This is a genomic window from Acinetobacter sp., assembly GCF_036666595.1.
GTDB lineage: Bacteria > Pseudomonadota > Gammaproteobacteria > Pseudomonadales > Moraxellaceae > Acinetobacter.
In genome coordinates, this window is record NZ_JAVWVO010000003.1 from 296,191 (window position 1) to 316,815 (window position 20,625).

A 20,625-nucleotide genomic window follows, 5' to 3' on the forward strand; every position below is an offset into this window, starting at 1 on the left:
TCAACGAAATGATATAAATATTCAACAATAACAAGCAAAATCTTAGAACTATCGAATACATAGAAATGTCATCAATTCGCCTTAAAGTGATTGGTGCAACATCCTTTTTCCGTTATAATTTGGCGTTTTAAAATTTTTAAGCCAGTATCTGAAGTCAGCGTATTTAGAATAAGACTTTCTTCAGCTACTATTAGCCAAATCGAAATTATGGAGTGACTTGGTTGTGAGTACTCGTTTTATGACATCAGCTGAAATTCGCGAAGCTTTTTTAAGCTACTTTGAATCGCAAGGGCATACACGTGTCGCGTCGAGTTCTCTAGTTCCCGCCAACGACCCTACTTTGTTGTTTACCAACGCGGGTATGAACCAATTTAAAGATTGTTTCTTAGGCCTAGAAAAACGTGATTATGTACGTGCGGTGTCTTCACAAAAGTGTGTCCGCGCAGGTGGTAAACACAACGACTTAGACAATGTCGGTTATACCGCACGTCACCATACCTTCTTTGAAATGTTAGGTAACTTCTCATTTGGCGACTACTTCAAACGTGATGCAATCAAATTTGCATGGGATTTTCTCACTGGTGAAGCTTGGTTAGCACTTCCTAAAGACAAACTCTACGCAACGGTTTACCACACTGACGACGAAGCATTTGACATCTGGAATAAAGAAATTGGTTTAGATGCATCACGCATTATCCGTATTGGCGACAACAAAGGTGGCCAGTACGCATCAGATAACTTCTGGGCAATGGGCGATACAGGTCCTTGTGGCCCATGTTCTGAAATCTTCTTTGACCATGGCGACCATATTTGGGGTGGCTTACCAGGCACACCTGAAGAAGATGGCGACCGTTTCATTGAAATTTGGAACAACGTATTCATGCAGTTTAACCGTACTGCGGATGGCGTATTACACCCTCTTCCGGCGCCTTCTGTTGATACAGGTATGGGCTTAGAGCGTATTTCTGCTGTTTTACAACACGTTAACTCAAACTACGAAATTGACCTATTTCAACACTTACTCAAAGCAGCCGCTGAAATTATTGGTTTAGATACCGCTGCACTTGAAACAGAAGCTCGCGAAAAAGGTACACCTGTTCAATATCCTGCATCACTTAAAGTGGTTGCGGATCACGCACGTTCATGCTCATTCCTGATTGCTGATGGTGTAAACCCATCCAATGAAGGCCGTGGTTATGTACTTCGCCGTATTATCCGTCGTGCAGTTCGTCATGGTAACAAACTGGGTGCAACAGGCTCATTCTTCCATAAAATGTTGCAACCTTTAATTGAGGTGATGGGTCAAGCTTACCCAGAACTTGAAGCACAGAAAGTACGTATTGAAGCGCAATTGCTGAAAGAAGAAGAGCAATTTGCTAAAACTCTAGAGCAAGGTTTGAAATTGCTTGAAGGTGAATTGGCTCAACTGAAAGGTTCTGTGATTCCAGGTGAAGTGGTGTTTAAACTGTATGATACTTACGGTTTCCCAACTGACTTAACTGCTGACATCGCACGTGAACGCGATTTAACCATTGACGAAGCAGGCTTTGATGTTGAAATGGCAGCTCAGCGTCAACGTGCACGTGATGCAGGTAAATTCGCAATTGACTACAACTCTGTTGTTAAAGTTGAAGGCGAAACTCAATTTGACGGTTACGATGCAACAGCTGGTGAAGGTCAAATTATCGCGATCTATAAAGATGGCGAACAAGTTGATGAAGTCGTTGAAGGTGACGAAGCCCTCATCGTACTGAACCAAACCCCGTTCTATGCAGAAAGCGGCGGTCAAATTGGTGACACAGGTATTTTCAAAAATGATACAGGTATTTTTGAAGTCCAAGACACCAAAAAATCGGGCGGTGCTTTTGTACACCAAGGTATCGTGACGGTAGGTAGCATTAAAGTTGCTCAAAATGTTGAAGCAACCGTCAAAGCAGATATCCGCGCTGCAACTGCACGTAACCACTCTGCAACTCACCTTTTGCATGCAGCACTACGTCAAATTTTAGGCGAACACGTCCAACAAAAAGGCTCATTGGTTGCGTCAGATATTTTACGTTTTGACTTTGCCAACGATCAGCCAGTTTCATTTGAACAACTTCAAGAAATTGAACGTTTAGTGAATGCCGAAGTGATTGCAAACAGCCCTGTTACCACTGAACTTCTCGACATCGAATCTGCTAAAGCAAAAGGTGCGATGATGTTGTTTGGTGAGAAATATGGCGATGAAGTTCGTGTACTTTCAATGGGTTCAATCATTGAAGAGAAAAACTTCTCAATCGAGCTATGCGGTGGTATTCACGTTAAACGTACAGGTGACATTGGCTTGTTTAAAATCACTTCTGAAGGTGGTGTAGCTGCGGGTGTACGTCGTATTGAAGCGGTAACAGGTACCAAAGCCATTGAAGTTACTCAAAAAGCTGACCGTGATATCAATACCATCAATGGTTTATTGAAAGCTCAAAAAGACCAAACTTTAGAAAAAGTTGAAGCCTTAGTCGACACAGCATCAAGCTTGCAAAAACAGATTGAGCAACTCAATCAAAAACTTGCCAGCTTCCAAGCCACTGAACTGCTTAGCCAAGTTCAAACGCTTGCGGGTCGTCAAACGCTGATCACGACTGTTCAAAACATGGATGCGAAATCACTTCGCAATCTACATGACGGTGTGAAATCAAAATTAGAAAATGCAGTCATCGTACTTGCTGGTGTTGAAGGTGACAAAGTTAGCCTGATCGCATCTGTAGCAAAAGACTTTACTGCTTCTATTAAAGCAGGTGACATCATCAAACATCTAGCAACTGAGCTCGGTGGTAAAGGTGGTGGCAAACCTGACTTAGCACAAGGTGGCGCGCCACTAAACGAGAAGTTTGCAACAGTGATGGCAGATTTAACTGCTTGGCTTGAAGCGAAATAAAACTTCACCTTTTGTGTAACTGACCCTGAATGATGCATTCAGGGTCATGGTTTATATGGAACAACTATGGCATTAATCGTTCAAAAATATGGCGGTACCTCTATGGGTACTCCAGAGCGCATTTTAAATGTTGCTCGTCGTGTAAAGCGTTGGCATGACCACGGCCACAAGGTTGTAGTGGTTGTATCAGCAATGAGTGGCGAAACCAATCGCCTACTTGCTTTAGCGAAAGCCATTACCGAAACCCCTGACCCACGAGAATTAGACCAAATGGTTTCTACGGGTGAACAGGTAACGATTTCAATGTTAGCAATGGCGCTCAATTCTATTGGCGTTGAAGCTAAGTCACTTACGGGTCGCCAAGTCGGTATCAAAACGGACAATGCGTTTACCAAAGCACGTATCGAGTCGATTGATACCGATACCATGACTGCGCATTTGGATGCTGGTCGTGTGATCGTGGTTGCTGGTTTCCAAGGCTTCGATGCCGATGGCAACACCACCACTCTCGGCCGTGGCGGTTCAGATACTTCGGGTGTAGCACTTGCTGCTGCATTAAAAGCAGATGAATGCCAAATTTATACAGATGTAGATGGCGTTTATACTACTGACCCACGTGTTGCACCAAAAGCAAAAAAAGTAGACCGTATTTCATTTGAAGAAATGCTGGAAATGGCATCACTTGGTTCTAAAGTTCTACAAATTCGTTCGGTTGAATTTGCAGGAAAATACCAAGTGCCTTTACGCGTATTATCAAGTTTTGATAATGACGATGATGGCGCATTCGACGAAGAATTTAAAAAGAACGTCGGAACACTAATCACCACTGAGGCGGAAGACAACATGGAACAACCAATTATCTCTGGTATCGCATTTAACCGTGACGAAGCTAAACTTACGATTCTAGGTGTTCCTGATGAACCAGGTATTGCATCTAAAATTTTATCGCCAATTGGTAATGCTAACATTGAAGTGGATATGATCATCCAAAATGTTGAAGAAGATGGTACAACTGACTTCACCTTCACGGTAAACCGCGGCGAACTTGCAAAAGCAACAAAAATTCTTCAAGAAACTGCTCAAGCCATTGGTGCACGCGAAGTTGCTACACGTGACGACATTGTTAAAGTGTCAATCGTAGGTGTTGGTATGCGTTCGCATGCAGGTGTTGCAAGTAAAATGTTTACTGCCTTGGCTGATGAAGGCATCAACATTTTGATGATCTCAACTTCAGAAATCAAAATTTCTGTGATTATTGAAGAAAACTACCTAGAACTTGCTGTACGTTCTCTACACACTGCTTTCGGTTTAGACCGTGAACATGGTGAATCAAGCGCACGTGCTTAAGCAATCTTGCGAAAAACTTGTCATTGTCTGACAGTTTTTGCAAAAGACTACAAAAATCAGGAGCCACTATAGTTTTTTCTATAGTGGCTCTGTTATATTAAGCCCGAGGCTTTCTTAAATTTAGATGAATGTTATACCTAATGTCGCTAGATATCTAAAAATTCAAGTGTCATGCGGTTGTATTAAACATTTGTTTAAATTTTTTTAAATACAAAAAATTATGTATTTTACTTTAGTACAACTGCAGGTTTAGCGTTTTGCAAGGAGATAAACATGCTGATTTTGACCCGACGCGTCGGTGAAACATTAATGATTGGGGATCAAGTAAGTGTTACTGTACTTGGTGTCAAAGGCAACCAAGTTCGTATTGGTGTCAATGCTCCCAAAGAAGTATCTGTACATCGTGAAGAGATTTATCAACGCATTCAGCATGAACGTGCAATGCATGAACATCTTCAACATCTTGATCAGGACTACCAGCCTGCATTTGAAGATGAAGGTGCACAGCAGAATAATTTCAATCGTTAAGATTGAAACATTCAGATATAAAGCGGCCCGATTGGCCGCTTTAAATTTTTATACAGTCTCTTTTTGCTCAAGCGCCTCGATCACTTTCTTTACAGGCCCAAAACTACGACGATGCTCGTCGATGACCCCATGTTCAGCAATCGCCTCAAAGTGTGCTTTGGTTGGATAACCTTTGTGTTTGGCAAAACCAAACTGAGGATATTTTCGGTCCATCTCAATCATTTGATGGTCACGTGTCACTTTGGCCAAAATACTCGCCGCTGAGATTTCAGCATGTAAAGCATCCCCTCCCACAATGGCCTCACAGCTCATGCTCAAGCCTTGTGGAATTTTATTACCATCGACTAGGACATGTTCGGGCTGTATCGTCAACTGTTCAACTGCGCGGCGCATCGCAAGCAAAGATGCTTGTAAAATATTGATCTCATCAATTTCAGCGGCACTCGCCTCAGCAATCGCCCATGCCAATGCTTTTTCCTGAATTTCGACAAAAAGTTTTTCACGTTTTTTTTCAGTCAGTTTTTTAGAATCATTCAACCCTTGTATCGGGTTATTCGGGTCTAATATTACCGCAGCCGCGACCACTGAACCCACCAAAGGGCCGCGCCCTACCTCATCTGCACCTGCAATTTGCATTTTCTACTCTCATAAAAAATGGCTGATCAACAGCCATTTTAAAAATTTAACAAAAATCTATTCGGCTTAGTTTAGCATTTCAGAGGCACATGTGGCTGTTGTTTTTGTTGCTGCTAAAGCGCTATAGGTTGCCTTTGCTTTGGGATCAATGACTGCCAAAGCCAACTGCTCCTTGGATAGTACCTTCGGTGAATTTTCACCGACACAATTACACACTTCACGTTTTTTCTTTTGTTTTTGCTCTTCAGAATACAGTTTACTCGCGACAATCCATGTTGGATTAGTTTCGATTTCATTCATGCATTTTGCATGAGATGCCATTTTAATGACAGAGATTCCATCATCATCTGAACCAGATAAAGGATTCGACACACAAGCGGAAAGTATAAGTGAGCCAAACAAACAGAGAATTAACTTATCATTTTTCATACAGATATACCCTTTGTTATAAAAGAAATAAGGCTTCAATTGTTGTTATTCAAATCAATATAAAAGATAAACACCAAAAAGTACAAAAGATTTGCAAAGAGGCGAGGCATGTCCCCGCTTCTTTGATATATCACAACTTAATTCACCGCTTCAGCCACACATGCATTGATGGTTTTCGTCACAGCATTGCTAATAATGGTCGTACGCGCCGCAGGGTCAATTGCTGCGGTTGCCACATCGACAGCCGTAATATTTTGTGGGGCTTTCTCACTTACGCAACCACAAATTTCAGTCTGAATATCGGTTTTTTGGTCAGCCGTCATAAATTTGGTTGCCGTTTTCCATGCCGGCAGGTTATTCAACTCAGTCGTACATTTTGCATTAATGGCAATTTTAAGCGCCGCTGTACCCAGTTGTTGCGTGGTGGTCGTCATATTGGTCGTTGCCATATCAGTTGTTGTACAAGCCGAAAGGATCAAAGCCAAAGGGGCAAGCACTGCAATCATTTTTTTCACGGATTTATCCATTTATAACAGTTAAAGTGCGCGTATTTTGCCGAAACTTGGCTGTTTACGGAAACACTATTTCCATGCCATTTTAATATCTTTCACTTATTGCACAATTTTAAATCAGTCATGCACCATTGGTCTGTACAGCGTTGCAGAATATCAACGCTATGTTGCATCTACTACATTTTTGACCTATCTATAGTTCTATAAAATAGCGCAACATAAAAATGGATGTGAATCTAATGAACTCGGCAAATACCCATTACACGCGTACTGCTCAAATCCTGCATTGGCTCATGGCAATTATCTTTATTGCTGCTTGGCTGATTGGTTTTTATAGCGGAAACTTCCTCAGTTATGATGCTGATGGTAGCTTTAAAGGGGATGTCATTACCTTACATAAGAACATTGCAACCACGATTATCTTTCTGGTGGTGATTCGTATCTTTTGGCGCTATACCCACCCTGCACCCAAACTTCCAGACAGTATGTCACCATTAATGCAAAAAATGGCACACCTCGGTCATTTGGCTTTATATTTCATTTTGTTGGCTTTGCCCATTACTGGCTGTTTATTTAGCTGGAGTGCTGGGCACCCTGCGCCTGTATTGTACCTTTTTGAAATTCCTCGTTTAGTACAAGACAACCCAGAGTTACTCTCGATCGTGAAACCTTTACATATCTGGATTTCATGGGCAGCTGGATTGCTGTTGGTAGGTCATATTGCAGCAGCACTAAAACACCACTTTATTGATAAAGATAATGTATTAAATAGCATGACCAAACAAGCAAAGTAATACCAAGTTGAATCAGCCTAAAAGCATCAATCTGTTGCTTTTAGGACTTCATCCACCACACATCCTTTAAGCGTATTCAACACCCCCTGTTGGACCACCTGTTTTTTGACTTGTTCATCAACCAATGCACGTAACAAAGTTGTTGCAGGAATATCCTTTAACGCATTTTCACCCACGCAACCACAGATTTGCGTTTGCAGCTGATTCTTTTTTTCTTCACCAAGCAATGCTGTGCTGACTTTCCACAGCCTTGTCGCTTCAAGCTCAACACCGCACTGATACACCACTACTGGCTTTAATAGCTTTTGAGTTAACCCTGTATCTGTTTTGAGCAAATAAACTGCAAAGAGCACAAAAATAACCACAAGCAATGCAATGATTTTTTTCATATTGACCTCACATAAAAAAGACAGAGCGAACTCTGTCTTTAAAGGAGCACTAGATTAAGCAATGGCTGCAATTTCAGCCGCCCATTTTTGCTTCTCTTCTGCCGAAATAAACGACGCCTCAAAAGAGTTTAACGCCAATTGTTTTAGCTCAACTGCTGTTAAGTCCAACGCATCTGTAATAGCAATAAAGTTATCATTCATATAACCACCAAAGTACGATGGATCATCTGAATTTACTGTCACTTGCACACCTTGTTGCAACAAACGGCGGATATTGTGCTGTGCCATATCGTCAACTACACATAACTTTAAGTTACTGAGTGGACAAACTGTTAGTGGCATTTTCTCCGCGATCAAACGCTGCATTAATACAGGATCTTCTTCGGAACGTACACCGTGGTCAATACGGTTCACTTTAAGCAAATCTAAAGCTTCCCACACATATTCTGCTGGGCCTTCTTCACCCGCATGCGCAACCACTAAAAAGCCCGCTTCACGCGCTTTAGCAAAGACACGTTCAAACTTTGAAGGAGGATGCCCCACTTCGCTTGAGTCTAAGCCTACACCAATGATTTGATCTTTATAAGGCAATGCTTGCGCTAAAGTTTCAAGGGCTGCTTCTTCACTTAAATGACGCAAGAAACACATAATCAAATGCGAACTAATGCCAAATTTTGCCTTGGCATCATCACATGCGCGTTGCAGACCATTAATCACTGTTTCAAAAGCAATACCACGGTCTGTATGCGTTTGTGGGTCAAAGAACATTTCGGTATGTACTACACGATCTTCAGCACATTTTTCAAAATACGCCCAAGCCAAGTCATAAAAGTCTTGCTCATGAATTAGTACATTTGCACCAGCATAATAGATGTCTAAAAACGATTGCAAATTGTGAAAATTATAAGCCTGTTTTACTTCTTCAACCGACTTATAAGGAATGTCTATTTGATTACGCTGTGCGATTGCAAACATGAGTTCTGGCTCAAATGTCCCTTCAATATGCACATGCAATTCAGCTTTTGGTAAAGCACGAATGAGCTCCAATTGACTCATATCTTTTCCTCTTTAAAAATAAAAAAGGGCGTAAACTGAGTTTACACCCTTATCACTATTTGATGAATTAGCCACCAAATAACGCGAATTTTAATGCCCAAAGCACAGCCACAATCCACACCATGTACGGTACAGTCGCCGCTTTACCGGTGAACAATTTAACCAATGCATAGCTAATAAAGCCCATCGCAATACCATCTGCAATTGAATAGGTAAATGGCATAAATACAATGGTTAAGAACGCAGGAACGGCTTCAGTAATATCATCCCAATCAATATGGGTAATTCCCTGAATCATTAACACGCCAACAAATAACAATGCTGGAGCTGTTGCAAAACCAGGTACAGATTGAGCTAAAGGTGCTAAAAACAAACATAAGATAAATAACACACCGACCACAACTGCGGTTAAACCTGTACGGCCACCAGCAGCAACACCCGCAGACGACTCAATATATGGTGTCGTCGAAGATGTACCTAATGCTGCACCTGCAACAATTGCGGTTGAGTCTGCAAATAATGCTTTTTTCAAACGTGGAAGCTTGCCATCTTTCAGTAAGCCTGCACGGTGTGACACGCCCACCAATGTACCTGTTGAGTCAAATAAATCGACCAAGAAGAATACAAAAATGACACCCACTAAGCTTGCAGTAAATAGACCTTCGAAGTCCATTTGCATGAATGTTGGAGCAATTGAAGGAATCTCACCAACAACACCTTTGAACTCGCTTAAGCCCATTGCTGTTGAAATTGCAGTTAAAGCCAAGATGCTGATAATAATGGCACCACGCACTTTAAAGTGATGCAGCACAACCACCATCAAGAAGCCAAATAAAGCCAAAAGAACCGTCGGTTGCTTTAAGTCGCCCAATCCAACCAAAGTCGCTGGATTGTCCACAATAACGCCTGCATTTTTTAAAGCAATCAACGCAAGGAATAAACCAATTCCGCCGCCAATCGCAAGCTTAAGCGACATTGGGATTGCATTCACAATGGCTTCACGGATCTTAAACATACTGATCGCAATGAACACCAAACCTGATACAAACACTGCAGCTAAAGCAGTCTGCCAAGGCACGCCCATACCCATACACACCGAATAGGTAAAGTAAGCGTTTAAGCCCATACCTGGTGCTAATGCAATTGGATAATTTGCAACAATACCCATGACCAAACAGCCAATTGCGGCTGCAAGACAAGTTGCTACAAAGACAGCACCATGATCCATCCCCGTTTCGGATAAAATCATTGGATTCACAATAATGATGTAACACATGGTTAAGAATGTGGTTACACCTGCAAGAAGCTCTGTACGAAAACTGGTTTTATTTTCACTCAGTTTGAACATACGCTCGAGCATATTTTCTGAAGATGGATTAGGAGTCGTCATGACCTAGCCCCTGTAAATAAACTTTTAAAACTGTATAACTGCCAAAAAATTTCGACACTCAGTACGATGAAAATCTGATTAAATTTCTGGAAGTTAAAGCAATGAATATGCCAAATTTCCTCAATTCAGGAAAAGTTTATTTAGCCATGAATGGTTCAAACGCAGGGTCGAACCATATATACCTAAACAAAAAAGCCGCATAAACCGTATGCAGCTTTCAACAAAAACGTCATTTTAGACTCAAAATCTAAAATTCAAGATATCTTGGCGCGAATTATAACACACTGATTTTTAATTGTTTTAAATTTATTTTTAATTAAAATTCAACATGATAAGTCATTTAGACATGATTTTATTCTATCTTAAACGTCAAAGTACTTTAATGGAGACCTGCTCGATTATTGCTTCAGCATCGCTTTGAAGTGGGCTATTGACTTTTTCAGGCACGGCCTTTGCCTTTGAGAAAGGACTCAACTTTTGCACTTTAGGCTCAGTACTGTTCATGAGTTGATTCAACTGTTGCTGTTTTTTCGTTTCTGTATCCTGAAAAACAGCAAACCCAAGCAAACAAACAGCAGCTACAAAAATAGGGATTAGAATTTTTTTCATGACATTCACAATATCCACAACTGCACTAGCATGATTACAAATCATAACAAATAATACAAAGGGTCACACATTTATCAGATAAAAAGCATCTTCACACTTTATAGTTTTTTCTGATTTAATTATTTCAATAACATAAGATTAAGTTAAACGAGTGAGAAAAAAATATGATCAAAGTGCTCAATTTTGTAATATTTTATATTTCAAAAAATTACAGTTGATTAACCTTTTATGAACATAATTTGGTTTAGACAAGATCTTCGCATACACGACCATGCTGCACTTTGGCATGCAAACCAACATGGACCTATGCTGGCTTTAGTGATTCTATCCCCACAACAGTGGCTATTACATCATGATGCAGCTGTAAAAATTGATTTATATGTCAGACAATTGCACGATTTAAAACAGAGTCTTGCTCAGCTGAATATTCCTTTGCTCATTCTAAATATTCCGCTGTGGCAAGATATTCAACGTCAGCTTTCATCTTTGTGTCATACACTGCAAGTACAACAGATCTTTGCAAATATCGAAATGGGCGTAAATGAGCTAAAGCGCGATGCCGAAGTTCAACAATGCTTAAATCAGCAACTCATTGAATTTACGCTCTTCCAAGATCGAACCCTCTTTCCCTTAAACAGTATTCGTAACCAATCTGGTAAGCCCTATCAAGTCTTTGGCGCTTTTAAAAAAACCTGTTATGAGCGCTTAAATATTGGCTTACCGCAGTGCTACCCTCTCCCTTCTGCACAGCAACCTATACAGCTTCCTGCCGATTTAAATACAGACATTCCACACATTGAATCACTGATTGATGTGAATACGAAGGAGTTAAATCAAATTAAAGCCTATTGGCCTGAAACGGAAATATATGCGCTTTCAGTGCTCGATGATTTTATTGATCACAAAGTTAGTGACTATCAAAAAGAGAGAGACTTTCCATTTTTAAATAGCACCAGCCAACTTTCAACTTATTTAAATCTCGGGATCTTGTCAATTCGCCAGTGTCTCAATGCCCTGTTTCGTGCCCAACACTGTCAATTCATGATCGACAACTCTGGGCAACAAACTTGGTTAGATGAACTGTTATGGCGGGAGTTTTATCAGCATATTTTATTTGATTTTCCACATGTATCTAAACATCTGCCATTTAAAGCCAACACACAGCGTATTGTTTGGCGAGATTCGCCTGAAGATTTAAACGCATGGCAACAAGGTCGTACTGGTATTCCAATTGTGGATGCAGGTATGCGGCAACTACTTGCGACAGGCTGGATGCACAATCGTGTCCGTATGATTGTTGCAATGTTCTTAACTAAAAACTTGTTGATTGATTGGCGACTGGGCGAGCAATGGTTTATGCAACATTTGGCTGATGGTGACTTAGCTGCCAATAATGGCGGATGGCAATGGTGTGCCTCCACGGGTACCGATGCTGTACCTTACTTCCGAGTTTTTAACCCTGTGAGCCAATCTCAGAAATTTGATAGCAATGGTGACTATATTCGACAGTGGCTACCAGAGCTTGCACATTTAGATGCCAAAAGCATTCATGAGCCTTATGCGAAGCAGCAGAATATGGAATTGGACTATCCCCAGCCAATCGTCGATTTAAAATCGAGTCGTATTCGTGCCATCGAAGCATTTAAAGGGCTTTAAACATTCAAAGCTTGGGCTAAGTTCTGTTTAGCTAGACGCTCATAGCACTTTTGGAAAAATGGCGTCTGGTACAGTGGCTGCGTTTCTAAAAAGTGCCTTAACACTTGTTGACGCTTCTGCACATAAAGTGAAGGCTCAACCCAAGCATATTCTTGCCGAATTTGGCGTTCATATTCAGCAAAACGCATAGGGTCACTGGCTAAAATAGCCAGATCAATATCCAATAGATAAGCCAAATCAGTGTCAGCTGTCGGTGCATGTGCTTTGGTTGCCAAAATCCATGCGTAGATCTTTGCAATTTGCTCAGCTCCAAGCACATTTTCAAGCATCCGTTGCATGTAGTCGGCGCTTTGCTGCTCATTGTCATGTGCTTGCGGGTTATAAATGACATCATGAAACCAAATGGCCAACTCAACAGACAAAGTATCGTCCAAGTGGGTTTTGATCTGATGAAAATGCTCAAAACATTCAACAATATGTTGAATGCTATGATAATGCCGCTGTACTTCACTATAGGCGTTATACAGCGAGGCATAGGCCTTTTGAGTGGTATCGTCATCCAAACTCAATTGCTTTGCGGTGAGCGCCCAATAGTCCTGAAACTGTTTTGTATACTGCACCATTGGAATGCCCTTTCGTTATGCTGCCTGTTCATCTCGTTTAAAGACCAACTCACCTTTTAATGAGCTGTCGGCATCAAAGTAATAACCATCTGTCTGGAATGATTTTAACCCTTCAATTTGATCAATTTGGTTTTCAATCATATAACGCGCCATCAAACCACGCGCTTTTTTGGCATAGAAACTAATAACTTTATATTTGCCATTTTTCTGATCTAAAAACACAGGTTTAATAATGTCTGCTTGGATTTTGCTTTCTTTCACAGATTTATAGTATTCATCCGAAGCAATATTCAGCAAAATTTTAGAACCTGCCTGTTCTAAATCTTGGTTAATTAAATTGGTAATGTGATTGCCCCAAAACTCATACAGATTATGTCCACGTGGATTAGCCAGCTTGGTTCCCATCTCTAAACGATACGGCATCATCAAGTCCAATGGTCGTAGTAAACCATATAACCCAGAGAGCATTCTTAAATGTTGCTGTGTATATTCAATGTTCGACTCTGACAAATGATAAGCATCTAAACCAGTATAGACATCGCCTTTAAAAGCAAACATGGCTTGTCGCGCATTGGCAAAGTTGAATTCTGGCTGCCAATCACGAAAACGATCAACGTTTAAGGTGGCAATTTTTTCACTGACGCTCATTAAGTTTGCAATTTCACTTGCTGACAGTTTGCGACTAACTTCGATCAATTTTTGGGAATGTTGCAGCAATCTGGGTTGTGTATACGCATCGGTGGGTAAAGCAGTTTGGTAATCTAAAGTTTTGGCAGGAGAAACAAGGGCAAGCATAGATAACCTGATTAAAAAACAATTAAACAGACTATATCAGTAGACTTATTTTATTGCCAATCTGTGTTTTTAATAAGCATAAACGGTTAAACTAGCCCATTCTCCTGTTATATGTATCGATTCTCTATGTCTGAGCAGATGTTCATTCAAGGTCCAGTTGGGCAAATTGAAGTTTTTGTAGATTATCCACAGGGTGAAGTGAAAGGATTCGCGGTAGTTACTCACCCCCATCCACTCCAAGGTGGTACGCCTCAACATAAGGTTCCTGCATTGCTTGCGCAAATGTTCTTAGAACGTGGTTGCATTGTGTACCGTCCAAGTTTCCGTGGCTCAGGTCAAAGTGTTGGTCTACACGACGAAGGTCATGGCGAAACTGATGATGTTCTTGAAGTGATTAAGCATGCTCGTGCAGCACATACAACTTTACCCTTCTATGCAGGTGGTTTTAGTTTCGGCGCGCATGTCATGGCGAAATGCTATGATGCTTTACAAGAAGAAATTCGACCAAAACAAACCATTCTATGTGGTCTACCAACGGCAACGGTCGCAGGTGTGCGCCACTATGTAACACCACAACTGAAAGGTGACATCTTATTCATCCATGGCGAAGCCGATGAAGTAACCTTACTGTCTGATATGATTACATGGGCTAAACCGCAGCGCCATTTAGTGACTGTATTACCTGGTGCAAACCATTTCTTTACAGGCTACCTAAAACAGTTACGTATTGCGATTACACGTTTCCTGTGGATTTAACGCATTACTAAGTTCAAGAAAGAAATGGCTGTCTAACATTAGATCCTTTCTTTCTTGAACTCTTTATTTTTAATTCAAGCTGATCTCTTTTTCTATTCCAACGCTTAATAAGCCATTTCAAGCAGCTTCATTAGTCGTCTGTTATATCTCTTCTGTTCCCAAAATAATTTTAAGCTTCCTTTTGAGCGCTAAACTAAATCAGCACGATCTCCATCCAATGCCTGTTTTAAAAGTTTAATCCTGCTAATGGTACTTTATGCAACAATCTACGCTTGAACTTGATATATTCTGCACATCATTATTCAAATAATAAATTATACAATCAACATCTTAGCTCGTGAGAGCTATTCATTTAAATAATTTTTAAAATATTCAGGGATTTTATGAAAACAATTCTCGGGGCAGTTTTAGTCACTATAGCCACCACATCAGCCTGTGCTCAGGACATTATAGGAACTTGGCGTTATATCGATGATAAAACTGGAGAACCCAAAGGTCTGGTGAAAATTGAAAAGCAAACCAATGGGACTTATGCTGGAACTGCACTAAAAGCAACTCCTCGTCCAGGTTATACAGCAAAAGAGTTCTGCACCAACTGCCCTGCTCCCTACACCGATAAGCCTATTATTGGTATGCAAGTGATTACCGGTTTAAAAACTGAAAATAATATTAATTATACACATGGCAAAATCATTGATCCCGTTTCAGGCAAGCTGTATAGCCTAAAAGGTAAAATTAGCCCAAATGGGAAAAAGCTATTCTTAAGAGGATATTTAGGTGTTTCTGCTGTGGGACGTAGCCAAACTTGGTTACGTGTGGAATAAGTCTTATAGCACATCCAGTTATAAGCGGGTTGACACATCAAAATATTAAACGTGTTCTGTCCTAAAAAATGCTGAATCAGGAAAAACCAATTCAGCATTTTTTATCTATTCAATTAGCCTTTCCATTCAAACTCAGTAAAACTTTTATCTGTTTTTAGTGTGGTTTCAACCGCTTGTGCCAATTGATTTAATAAGCTTCGTTCAGCAATTCGGTCTAACCAGTCTTGCTCCTCATCTGGATAAGAGGCAATTTCGCACACCAGATTTCCTTCGCTGTCATGACCTTGGCACGTAATAGACAGTGGCAAAGTATGATTATCGACACTCACAGCCACCTGATCACCACTTTGTGGCAAAGTTTCAAAACCAAATTGACCTAACTTTTGAACCAGTAGGTCTTGTACTTGCTTCTGTACTACACCACTTTCACTTACTTCCTGCTGCTGTCCATGCTGTGCTGTGAATTGTAATTTTCTCATTGATCATCCCAAAGGCTTTTTTGTTATATGGGTTTAGCATAATGGCTTAACACAAAACAGCCAAGCAAAAGCTTGGCTGTTCTCACACAAAATCTCTAAGCTTTAGTCTTATTCAGTGACTTGGATCGCTAAACCAGCTTGATTGCTTAATTGCGTAAAGGTCGGGAAACTGGTTGCAACCGTTTCAGTACCAATGATTTTAATTTCACCCGAGGTGCGTAAACCTGCCATTGAGAAACTCATTGCAATACGGTGATCGTGATGTGATTCAATTTCTCCACCGGTGAAAATCGCGCCCCACTCGCCCGAATGGCCTTTACCTTCAATGATGATGCCATCGTCAGTCGGCGTACAATCGATACCCATGGTTTTTAAACCATCCGCCATCACTTGAATACGGTCTGATTCTTTCACACGCAGCTCAGCAGCGCCCGTTAATACGGTTTGTCCTTCAGCACATGCCGCAGCAATAAACAATGCAGGGAATTCATCAATCGCCAATGGCACTTGATCTTCAGGCATATGAATACCTTTCAGTGTACGTGTGCCTTGAATACGAATGTCTGCAATCGGCTCTCCGCCTGCAATACGTTCATTTTGAACCGTAATGTCCGCACCCATTTGCTTCAAAATCTCGATCACACCTGTACGCGTTGGGTTAATGCCCACGGCTTCTAAAGTGACGTCTGAACCTTCAGTAATCGCAGCACCCACCATAAAGAAAGCAGCCGATGAAATATCTGATGGCACTTGAATCTCTGTACCGACTAACTTACCGCCACCTTGCAGTGAAATACGGTTGCCTTCTGTTTTCACATCATAACCAAATGCACGTAGCATACGTTCAGTATGGTCACGCGTAGGTTCTGGTTCGCTAACAGATGTTTCACCTGCTGCCCACAAACCTGCCAATAAAATCCCAGATTTCACCTGCGCAGATGCCATTGGCAAGTCATAGTGAATGCCTTGTAAAGCTTGGTTTCCAGTGATCGAAACAGGCGGCGTACCACGCTCACCTGTGGTTTGAATCTGTGCGCCCATTTCGCGTAACGGTTTAGCGATACGTTCCATTGGACGCTTCGACAGTGATGCATCACCCGTCATGACAGAGTCAAATTTTTGTGCAGAAAGCATGCCTGAAAGCAGTCGCATCGAAGTACCCGAGTTACCCATGTAAAGCGCACTTGCTGGCGCTTTTAGGCCATTTACGCCCACACCATGAATCGTCACTTCACCATTTTTAGGACCTTCAATGCTGACTCCCATATCACGGAAGGCTTGTAAGGTTGCTAACGCATCTTCACCTTCCAAGAAACCTGTCACATGCGTCGTTCCTTCCGCAATTGCACCAAACATGATTGAACGGTGTGACACAGATTTATCGCCTGGCACGCTAAACTTACCTTGGAAACTCTTTTTACCCGGTAATATGGTGAATTGCTGTGTCGTCACTTTATTGTTCTCCATGAAAGGTTTTTGAGCGAGCATATGGTTAAAATGCTGGCGTGCTGCTTGCGCATGTCCAAGCAAGCCCATTAAAGCATGTGAATCTTCGTCTTCAATGAGTTTACGAATCGTTGCCAGTTGGTTTTCAAAACCGTCTACGGCATTTAAAATGGCTTTTTTATTGGCAAAAAAGATGTCATGCCACATTTGCGGGTCACTTGCCGCAATTCGAGAAAAATCGCGGAATCCCCCCGCAGCATAGCGAAAAATGTCTAAATTATCTTCACGGTTTGCTAGTTGTTCAACTAAGTTAAAAGCCATCAAATGCGGAAGATGACTGGTATGCGCTAAGACTTCATCATGCTTGGCCACATCCATACAAATCACTTCTGCTTTCGCAGCTTGCCACAGTTGGATCAGTTTCTCTACGGCCCAATCAGCACTGGTCGGTAACGGTGTCAAAATCACTTTATGATTTGCAAATAAATCGACCTTACCCGCATGCACACCTGTATGTTCTGCACCCGCAATTGGATGCCCCGGTACAAAGCCAGCAGGTAATGCCTCACCGTACACGGCTTTGGCCGCGTCGACCACATTGCCTTTGGTACTGCCTACATCGGTAATAATCGTATGTTCTTGCAAATATGGTTTGATGGTTTCCAAGACTTTTTGCGTTGCACGAACGGGTAAGGCTAGAACCACCAAGTCCGCACCTTGAACCGCCTGTACAGGATCGCTATACCCCTGTTGGATTAAGCCCAAAGCTTTGGCATCCTGTAAGGTTTTTTCCGAACGTGTAGAGGCTACAATGTTTTGGGTTAAACCTTCAGCAATCATCACCCGTGCAAGACTCGAACCAATCAGTCCAAGACCAATAAATGCAACTTTTTCAAATAGTGGCACAGACATAATTTAAGCGTTCGCCTCTAAACCTAGTACGTTGGCCAAAGCCGTTAGAAATTTCGTATTTTCAGCTTCAGTTCCAATCGATACTCGTAAATGATTGGCAATGCCCACGGGACGAACAATCACCCCCTCTTTTAATAAAGCATTAAAAGTTTGTGCAGGATCGGCTTGTATATCGACCAAAATAAAGTTAGAACGAGAAGGCTCATAGTTTAGGCCTAACGCTTTAAAACCTGCTTCAAGTTGCACCATGCCAGCTTTATTGACCACACGTGATTTCTCAATGAAATCTTCATCTTTCAGTGCAGCAACTGCTGCCACCATGGCTAAATGGTTGACGTTAAACGGCTGACGTATACGATTTAAGAAATCTGTCACTTCTGCCGATGCTAAAGCAAAACCAACACGGAGTGCCGCTAAACCAAAGCACTTCGACATGGTACGGCTAACAATCAGGTTTGAATACTGTGCTAAAAACTTCAAGCTATTAAAATTTTCTGGAAAATATTCCACATAAGCTTCATCTAAAACCACGATCACATGACTTGGTACTTTTTGCATGAAGCGCTCAAATGCAGCCTCTTCAAACCAAGTTCCTGTCGGATTATTGGGATTCGCAATAAACACCAATTTGGTATTGTTTTTAATTGCTGCCGCCATCGCGTCAAGGTCATGCGAAAAACCTTGAGCAGGTACCTCAATCGCTTCGGCATTGATGGCTTGCGTGACCAAAGCATAAACTGCAAATGCGTGTTGGCTATACACCACCGAGTCTTTATCTGAAACAAATGCACGGGCAAAAATTTCAAGTAAATCGTTTGAACCATTGCCTAAAGTAATACAATCATGCGCGACACCAAACTGCGCATGAACTTGATCCTTCAAGATAAAACCACCACCGTCTGGATATCGTCCAATTTCCGCCAATTCAGCAGCAACTGCTTCTTTTACTTTGTCAGAACAACCCAAAGGGTTTTCATTTGAGGCAAGTTTAACAATATCGGTTATTCCCAATTCACGCTCTAATTCGCTGATTGGCTTACCTGGTTGATATGGTTTTAACTTCGCAATACCTTCATTGGCTGGAGCAAACGACATGTGACCTTTCCATTCTTACAAGTGGTGTACATGGTTGAGTTTGGAGTAAACCCAACCACCTTAGAGATTACAATACTGCAATCGGGTATGAACCCAATACTCGAACTTCTTTCACGAGTGGACGAATCTCTTCAATCGCCGCTTTAACATTGTCTTGTTCCACATGACCTTCTAAGTCGATGAAGAAGACATAAGCCCATTTTTCAGGCAATGCAGGACGCGTTTCGATACTGGTCAAACTAATGTTGTGCTTTGCAAATGGTGCAAGGATTTCCAATAATGCACCTGCACGATCATGTGCAGAAATCAGCAATGACGTTTTATCATTACCGCTTTGCGGGATTCTTTCACGACCAATCACCAAGAAACGTGTGGTGTTCTCAGGATTATCTTCAATATTACTGTGTAAAATTTCTAAATCATAAATACTTGCTGCAACATCAGATGCAATAGCAGCAGAATGCCATTCAGTACGAATACGACGTGCTGCTTCAGCATTTGAACTTAAAGCTACACGTTCCACACCTGGATAGTGTGCGTCTAACCATGCACGGCACTGCGCCAAAGTTTGCTGATGCGCATAAATTTGTTTAATGCTATCTTTACGCGTGTTTTCGGACACAAGAAACTGGTGATGAATACGCAATTCAACTTCACCAATCACATTTAAGTGTGAGGCTTTAAAACAATCCAAAGTATGATTGACCACACCTTCTGACGAGTTTTCTACTGGCACCAAACCATAGTGTGCACTGCCTGCTTCCACTTCACGGAACACTTCATCAATAGTCGGTAAAGGACGAACTACAGCATCATGACCAAAATGCTTCAACACCGCAGAATGTGTATACGTACCAACTGGGCCTAAAAATGCAATACTTTGCGGTGCTTCTAGGGCCAAACATGCAGACATGATTTCACGGAACAAACGTGCCATGGTCACATCAGACAAAGGGCCTTCATTACGCTCCATAACATTCCGTAAAACTTGCGCCTCACGTTCTGGACGGTAAAACATTGGATTCTCTTCAGAAGCAAATTTTGCTTTTGCAACAGCTTCCGCCAGTTTCGCTCGACGGTTAATAAGTTGTTGAATCTGTTGATCAACAGAGTCGATATCCTGACGGATTTGATTGAGGTCAAGAGAAGTCGTTGTGTTTTGATCGTCTTGGATCATTGTTATGTCGCCCTTCATATACATTGTGCAAACAGTATAACAATAGTTAGCTTTGAAATCTTGCGCAATAAGACTTTACGTGTTTCAGTGCTAAAAACATACAGTTGATTTAATCATCAAGTTTATCAATAAACTGCCCCAATAATAGACATCAATAAAACCACTGAGCCCTGCCTATTTTCTTCGTGCTGTTATGCATAGAACATCGCTCAATCAAAACTCTAAGACGATGGTATTTGGGTCTTAACTCAACGC

Annotated in this window: 20 protein-coding genes; 7 read left to right on the top strand and 13 right to left on the bottom strand. The window is 41.4% G+C overall.

The genetic code is table 11. From position 1 onward, the window contains the following. Positions 1 to 223: 223 nt before the first annotated feature. The 3 genes from alaS to csrA all read left to right on the top strand — a co-directional run bounded on the left by alaS (position 224) and on the right by csrA (position 4,792). A complete protein-coding gene (alaS, locus tag RR876_RS06625; RefSeq protein WP_332476906.1) occupies positions 224 to 2,917 on the top strand; it encodes an alanine--tRNA ligase in 2,694 nt (897 codons plus the stop codon). Positions 2,918 to 2,983: 66 nt separating this feature from the next. Further along, the gene (locus tag RR876_RS06630) at positions 2,984 to 4,264 is read left to right on the top strand and encodes an aspartate kinase (RefSeq protein WP_005400573.1); all 1,281 of its coding nucleotides are present in this window, start codon (positions 2,984 to 2,986) and stop codon (positions 4,262 to 4,264) included. A 273-nt stretch (positions 4,265 to 4,537) separates the two neighbouring features. Then, on the top strand, positions 4,538 to 4,792 hold the full coding sequence (csrA, locus tag RR876_RS06635) for a carbon storage regulator CsrA (protein ID WP_004982340.1): 255 nt from the start codon (positions 4,538 to 4,540) through the stop codon (positions 4,790 to 4,792). A 48-nt stretch (positions 4,793 to 4,840) separates the two neighbouring features. On the opposite strand, the gene rnhB is transcribed toward csrA, so the two are convergent. From rnhB to RR876_RS06650, 3 genes are all read right to left on the bottom strand, one after another. Next, positions 4,841 to 5,428: a ribonuclease HII gene (gene rnhB, locus RR876_RS06640; RefSeq protein WP_332481866.1), complete on the bottom strand. Its 588-nt coding sequence runs from the start codon at positions 5,426 to 5,428 to the stop codon at positions 4,841 to 4,843. 66 nt (positions 5,429 to 5,494) lie between these two features. Then, on the bottom strand, positions 5,495 to 5,857 hold the full coding sequence (locus tag RR876_RS06645; protein ID WP_332476907.1) for a hypothetical protein: 363 nt from the start codon (positions 5,855 to 5,857) through the stop codon (positions 5,495 to 5,497). Between the two features lie 137 nt (positions 5,858 to 5,994). Then, positions 5,995 to 6,372 (bottom strand): hypothetical protein, encoded by a 378-nt coding sequence (locus tag RR876_RS06650; protein WP_332476908.1) that lies wholly within the window; start codon positions 6,370 to 6,372, stop codon positions 5,995 to 5,997. 221 nt (positions 6,373 to 6,593) lie between these two features. On the opposite strand from RR876_RS06650, the gene RR876_RS06655 reads away from it, so the two are divergent. Beyond that, on the top strand, positions 6,594 to 7,163 hold the full coding sequence (locus RR876_RS06655; RefSeq protein WP_332476909.1) for a cytochrome b: 570 nt from the start codon (positions 6,594 to 6,596) through the stop codon (positions 7,161 to 7,163). A gap of 26 nt (positions 7,164 to 7,189) precedes the next feature. Here RR876_RS06655 and RR876_RS06660 read toward each other — a convergent pair whose 3' ends face one another. The 4 genes from RR876_RS06660 to RR876_RS06675 form a co-directional block, all read right to left on the bottom strand. Beyond that, positions 7,190 to 7,552, bottom strand: coding sequence for a hypothetical protein (locus RR876_RS06660; RefSeq protein WP_242759379.1), 363 nt, complete (start codon positions 7,550 to 7,552; stop codon positions 7,190 to 7,192). Positions 7,553 to 7,606: 54 nt separating this feature from the next. After that, a complete protein-coding gene (locus RR876_RS06665) occupies positions 7,607 to 8,608 on the bottom strand; it encodes an adenosine deaminase (protein ID WP_332476910.1) in 1,002 nt (333 codons plus the stop codon). Between the two features lie 67 nt (positions 8,609 to 8,675). Next, positions 8,676 to 9,998 (bottom strand): NCS2 family permease, encoded by a 1,323-nt coding sequence (locus tag RR876_RS06670; protein ID WP_004696144.1) that lies wholly within the window; start codon positions 9,996 to 9,998, stop codon positions 8,676 to 8,678. A 369-nt stretch (positions 9,999 to 10,367) separates the two neighbouring features. Beyond that, positions 10,368 to 10,607 (bottom strand): hypothetical protein, encoded by a 240-nt coding sequence (locus RR876_RS06675; RefSeq protein ID WP_332476911.1) that lies wholly within the window; start codon positions 10,605 to 10,607, stop codon positions 10,368 to 10,370. Between the two features lie 228 nt (positions 10,608 to 10,835). Here RR876_RS06675 and RR876_RS06680 point away from each other — a divergent pair, with 228 nt between their 5' ends. Then, a complete protein-coding gene (locus tag RR876_RS06680) occupies positions 10,836 to 12,263 on the top strand; it encodes a deoxyribodipyrimidine photo-lyase (protein ID WP_332476912.1) in 1,428 nt (475 codons plus the stop codon). On the opposite strand, the gene RR876_RS06685 is transcribed toward RR876_RS06680, so the two are convergent. Continuing rightward, positions 12,260 to 12,886, bottom strand: coding sequence for a metal-dependent hydrolase (locus RR876_RS06685; protein ID WP_332476913.1), 627 nt, complete (start codon positions 12,884 to 12,886; stop codon positions 12,260 to 12,262). The genes RR876_RS06680 and RR876_RS06685 overlap by 4 nt on opposite strands. A gap of 15 nt (positions 12,887 to 12,901) precedes the next feature. Next, complete coding sequence (gene yaaA / locus RR876_RS06690; RefSeq protein ID WP_332476914.1) at positions 12,902 to 13,681, bottom strand: peroxide stress protein YaaA; 780 nt, start codon at positions 13,679 to 13,681, stop codon at positions 12,902 to 12,904. A gap of 126 nt (positions 13,682 to 13,807) precedes the next feature. On the opposite strand from yaaA, the gene RR876_RS06695 reads away from it, so the two are divergent. Continuing rightward, positions 13,808 to 14,437, top strand: coding sequence for a hydrolase (locus RR876_RS06695; RefSeq protein ID WP_010327145.1), 630 nt, complete (start codon positions 13,808 to 13,810; stop codon positions 14,435 to 14,437). Between the two features lie 383 nt (positions 14,438 to 14,820). After that, positions 14,821 to 15,261 carry a DUF2147 domain-containing protein gene (locus RR876_RS06700; protein WP_279678604.1) on the top strand — a complete coding sequence of 147 codons (441 nt, stop codon included), beginning with the start codon at positions 14,821 to 14,823 and terminating at the stop codon, positions 15,259 to 15,261. A 113-nt stretch (positions 15,262 to 15,374) separates the two neighbouring features. On the opposite strand, the gene RR876_RS06705 is transcribed toward RR876_RS06700, so the two are convergent. From RR876_RS06705 to pheA, 4 genes are all read right to left on the bottom strand, one after another. Further along, a complete protein-coding gene (locus RR876_RS06705) occupies positions 15,375 to 15,740 on the bottom strand; it encodes a hypothetical protein (protein WP_279687332.1) in 366 nt (121 codons plus the stop codon). A gap of 108 nt (positions 15,741 to 15,848) precedes the next feature. Beyond that, positions 15,849 to 18,098 carry a bifunctional prephenate dehydrogenase/3-phosphoshikimate 1-carboxyvinyltransferase gene (locus RR876_RS06710; RefSeq protein WP_332476915.1) on the bottom strand — a complete coding sequence of 750 codons (2,250 nt, stop codon included), beginning with the start codon at positions 18,096 to 18,098 and terminating at the stop codon, positions 15,849 to 15,851. 3 nt (positions 18,099 to 18,101) lie between these two features. After that, on the bottom strand, positions 18,102 to 19,193 hold the full coding sequence (hisC, locus tag RR876_RS06715) for a histidinol-phosphate transaminase (RefSeq protein ID WP_332476916.1): 1,092 nt from the start codon (positions 19,191 to 19,193) through the stop codon (positions 18,102 to 18,104). Positions 19,194 to 19,260: 67 nt separating this feature from the next. Continuing rightward, the gene (pheA, locus tag RR876_RS06720) at positions 19,261 to 20,370 is read right to left on the bottom strand and encodes a prephenate dehydratase (protein WP_004696123.1); all 1,110 of its coding nucleotides are present in this window, start codon (positions 20,368 to 20,370) and stop codon (positions 19,261 to 19,263) included. Between the last annotated feature and the right edge of the window lie 255 nt (positions 20,371 to 20,625).

What these genes read in the sequence shown, in the direction of transcription:
- yaaA (WP_332476914.1), bottom strand. Translation starts at nt 13,681, where the DNA reads ATGCTTGCCCTTGTTTCTCCTGCCAAAACTTTAGATTACCAAACTGCT.
- csrA (WP_004982340.1), top strand. Translation starts at nt 4,538, where the DNA reads ATGCTGATTTTGACCCGACGCGTCGGTGAAACATTAATGATTGGGGAT.
- RR876_RS06670 (WP_004696144.1), bottom strand. Translation starts at nt 9,998, where the DNA reads ATGACGACTCCTAATCCATCTTCAGAAAATATGCTCGAGCGTATGTTC.
- pheA (WP_004696123.1), bottom strand. Translation starts at nt 20,370, where the DNA reads ATGATCCAAGACGATCAAAACACAACGACTTCTCTTGACCTCAATCAA.
- RR876_RS06705 (WP_279687332.1), bottom strand. Translation starts at nt 15,740, where the DNA reads ATGAGAAAATTACAATTCACAGCACAGCATGGACAGCAGCAGGAAGTA.
- RR876_RS06660 (WP_242759379.1), bottom strand. Translation starts at nt 7,552, where the DNA reads ATGAAAAAAATCATTGCATTGCTTGTGGTTATTTTTGTGCTCTTTGCA.
- RR876_RS06685 (WP_332476913.1), bottom strand. Translation starts at nt 12,886, where the DNA reads ATGGTGCAGTATACAAAACAGTTTCAGGACTATTGGGCGCTCACCGCA.
- RR876_RS06700 (WP_279678604.1), top strand. Translation starts at nt 14,821, where the DNA reads ATGAAAACAATTCTCGGGGCAGTTTTAGTCACTATAGCCACCACATCA.
- RR876_RS06645 (WP_332476907.1), bottom strand. Translation starts at nt 5,857, where the DNA reads ATGAAAAATGATAAGTTAATTCTCTGTTTGTTTGGCTCACTTATACTT.
- rnhB (WP_332481866.1), bottom strand. Translation starts at nt 5,428, where the DNA reads ATGCAAATTGCAGGTGCAGATGAGGTAGGGCGCGGCCCTTTGGTGGGT.
- hisC (WP_332476916.1), bottom strand. Translation starts at nt 19,193, where the DNA reads ATGTCGTTTGCTCCAGCCAATGAAGGTATTGCGAAGTTAAAACCATAT.
- RR876_RS06675 (WP_332476911.1), bottom strand. Translation starts at nt 10,607, where the DNA reads ATGAAAAAAATTCTAATCCCTATTTTTGTAGCTGCTGTTTGTTTGCTT.
- RR876_RS06710 (WP_332476915.1), bottom strand. Translation starts at nt 18,098, where the DNA reads ATGTCTGTGCCACTATTTGAAAAAGTTGCATTTATTGGTCTTGGACTG.
- RR876_RS06655 (WP_332476909.1), top strand. Translation starts at nt 6,594, where the DNA reads ATGGATGTGAATCTAATGAACTCGGCAAATACCCATTACACGCGTACT.
- RR876_RS06695 (WP_010327145.1), top strand. Translation starts at nt 13,808, where the DNA reads ATGTCTGAGCAGATGTTCATTCAAGGTCCAGTTGGGCAAATTGAAGTT.
- RR876_RS06665 (WP_332476910.1), bottom strand. Translation starts at nt 8,608, where the DNA reads ATGAGTCAATTGGAGCTCATTCGTGCTTTACCAAAAGCTGAATTGCAT.
- RR876_RS06630 (WP_005400573.1), top strand. Translation starts at nt 2,984, where the DNA reads ATGGCATTAATCGTTCAAAAATATGGCGGTACCTCTATGGGTACTCCA.
- RR876_RS06680 (WP_332476912.1), top strand. Translation starts at nt 10,836, where the DNA reads ATGAACATAATTTGGTTTAGACAAGATCTTCGCATACACGACCATGCT.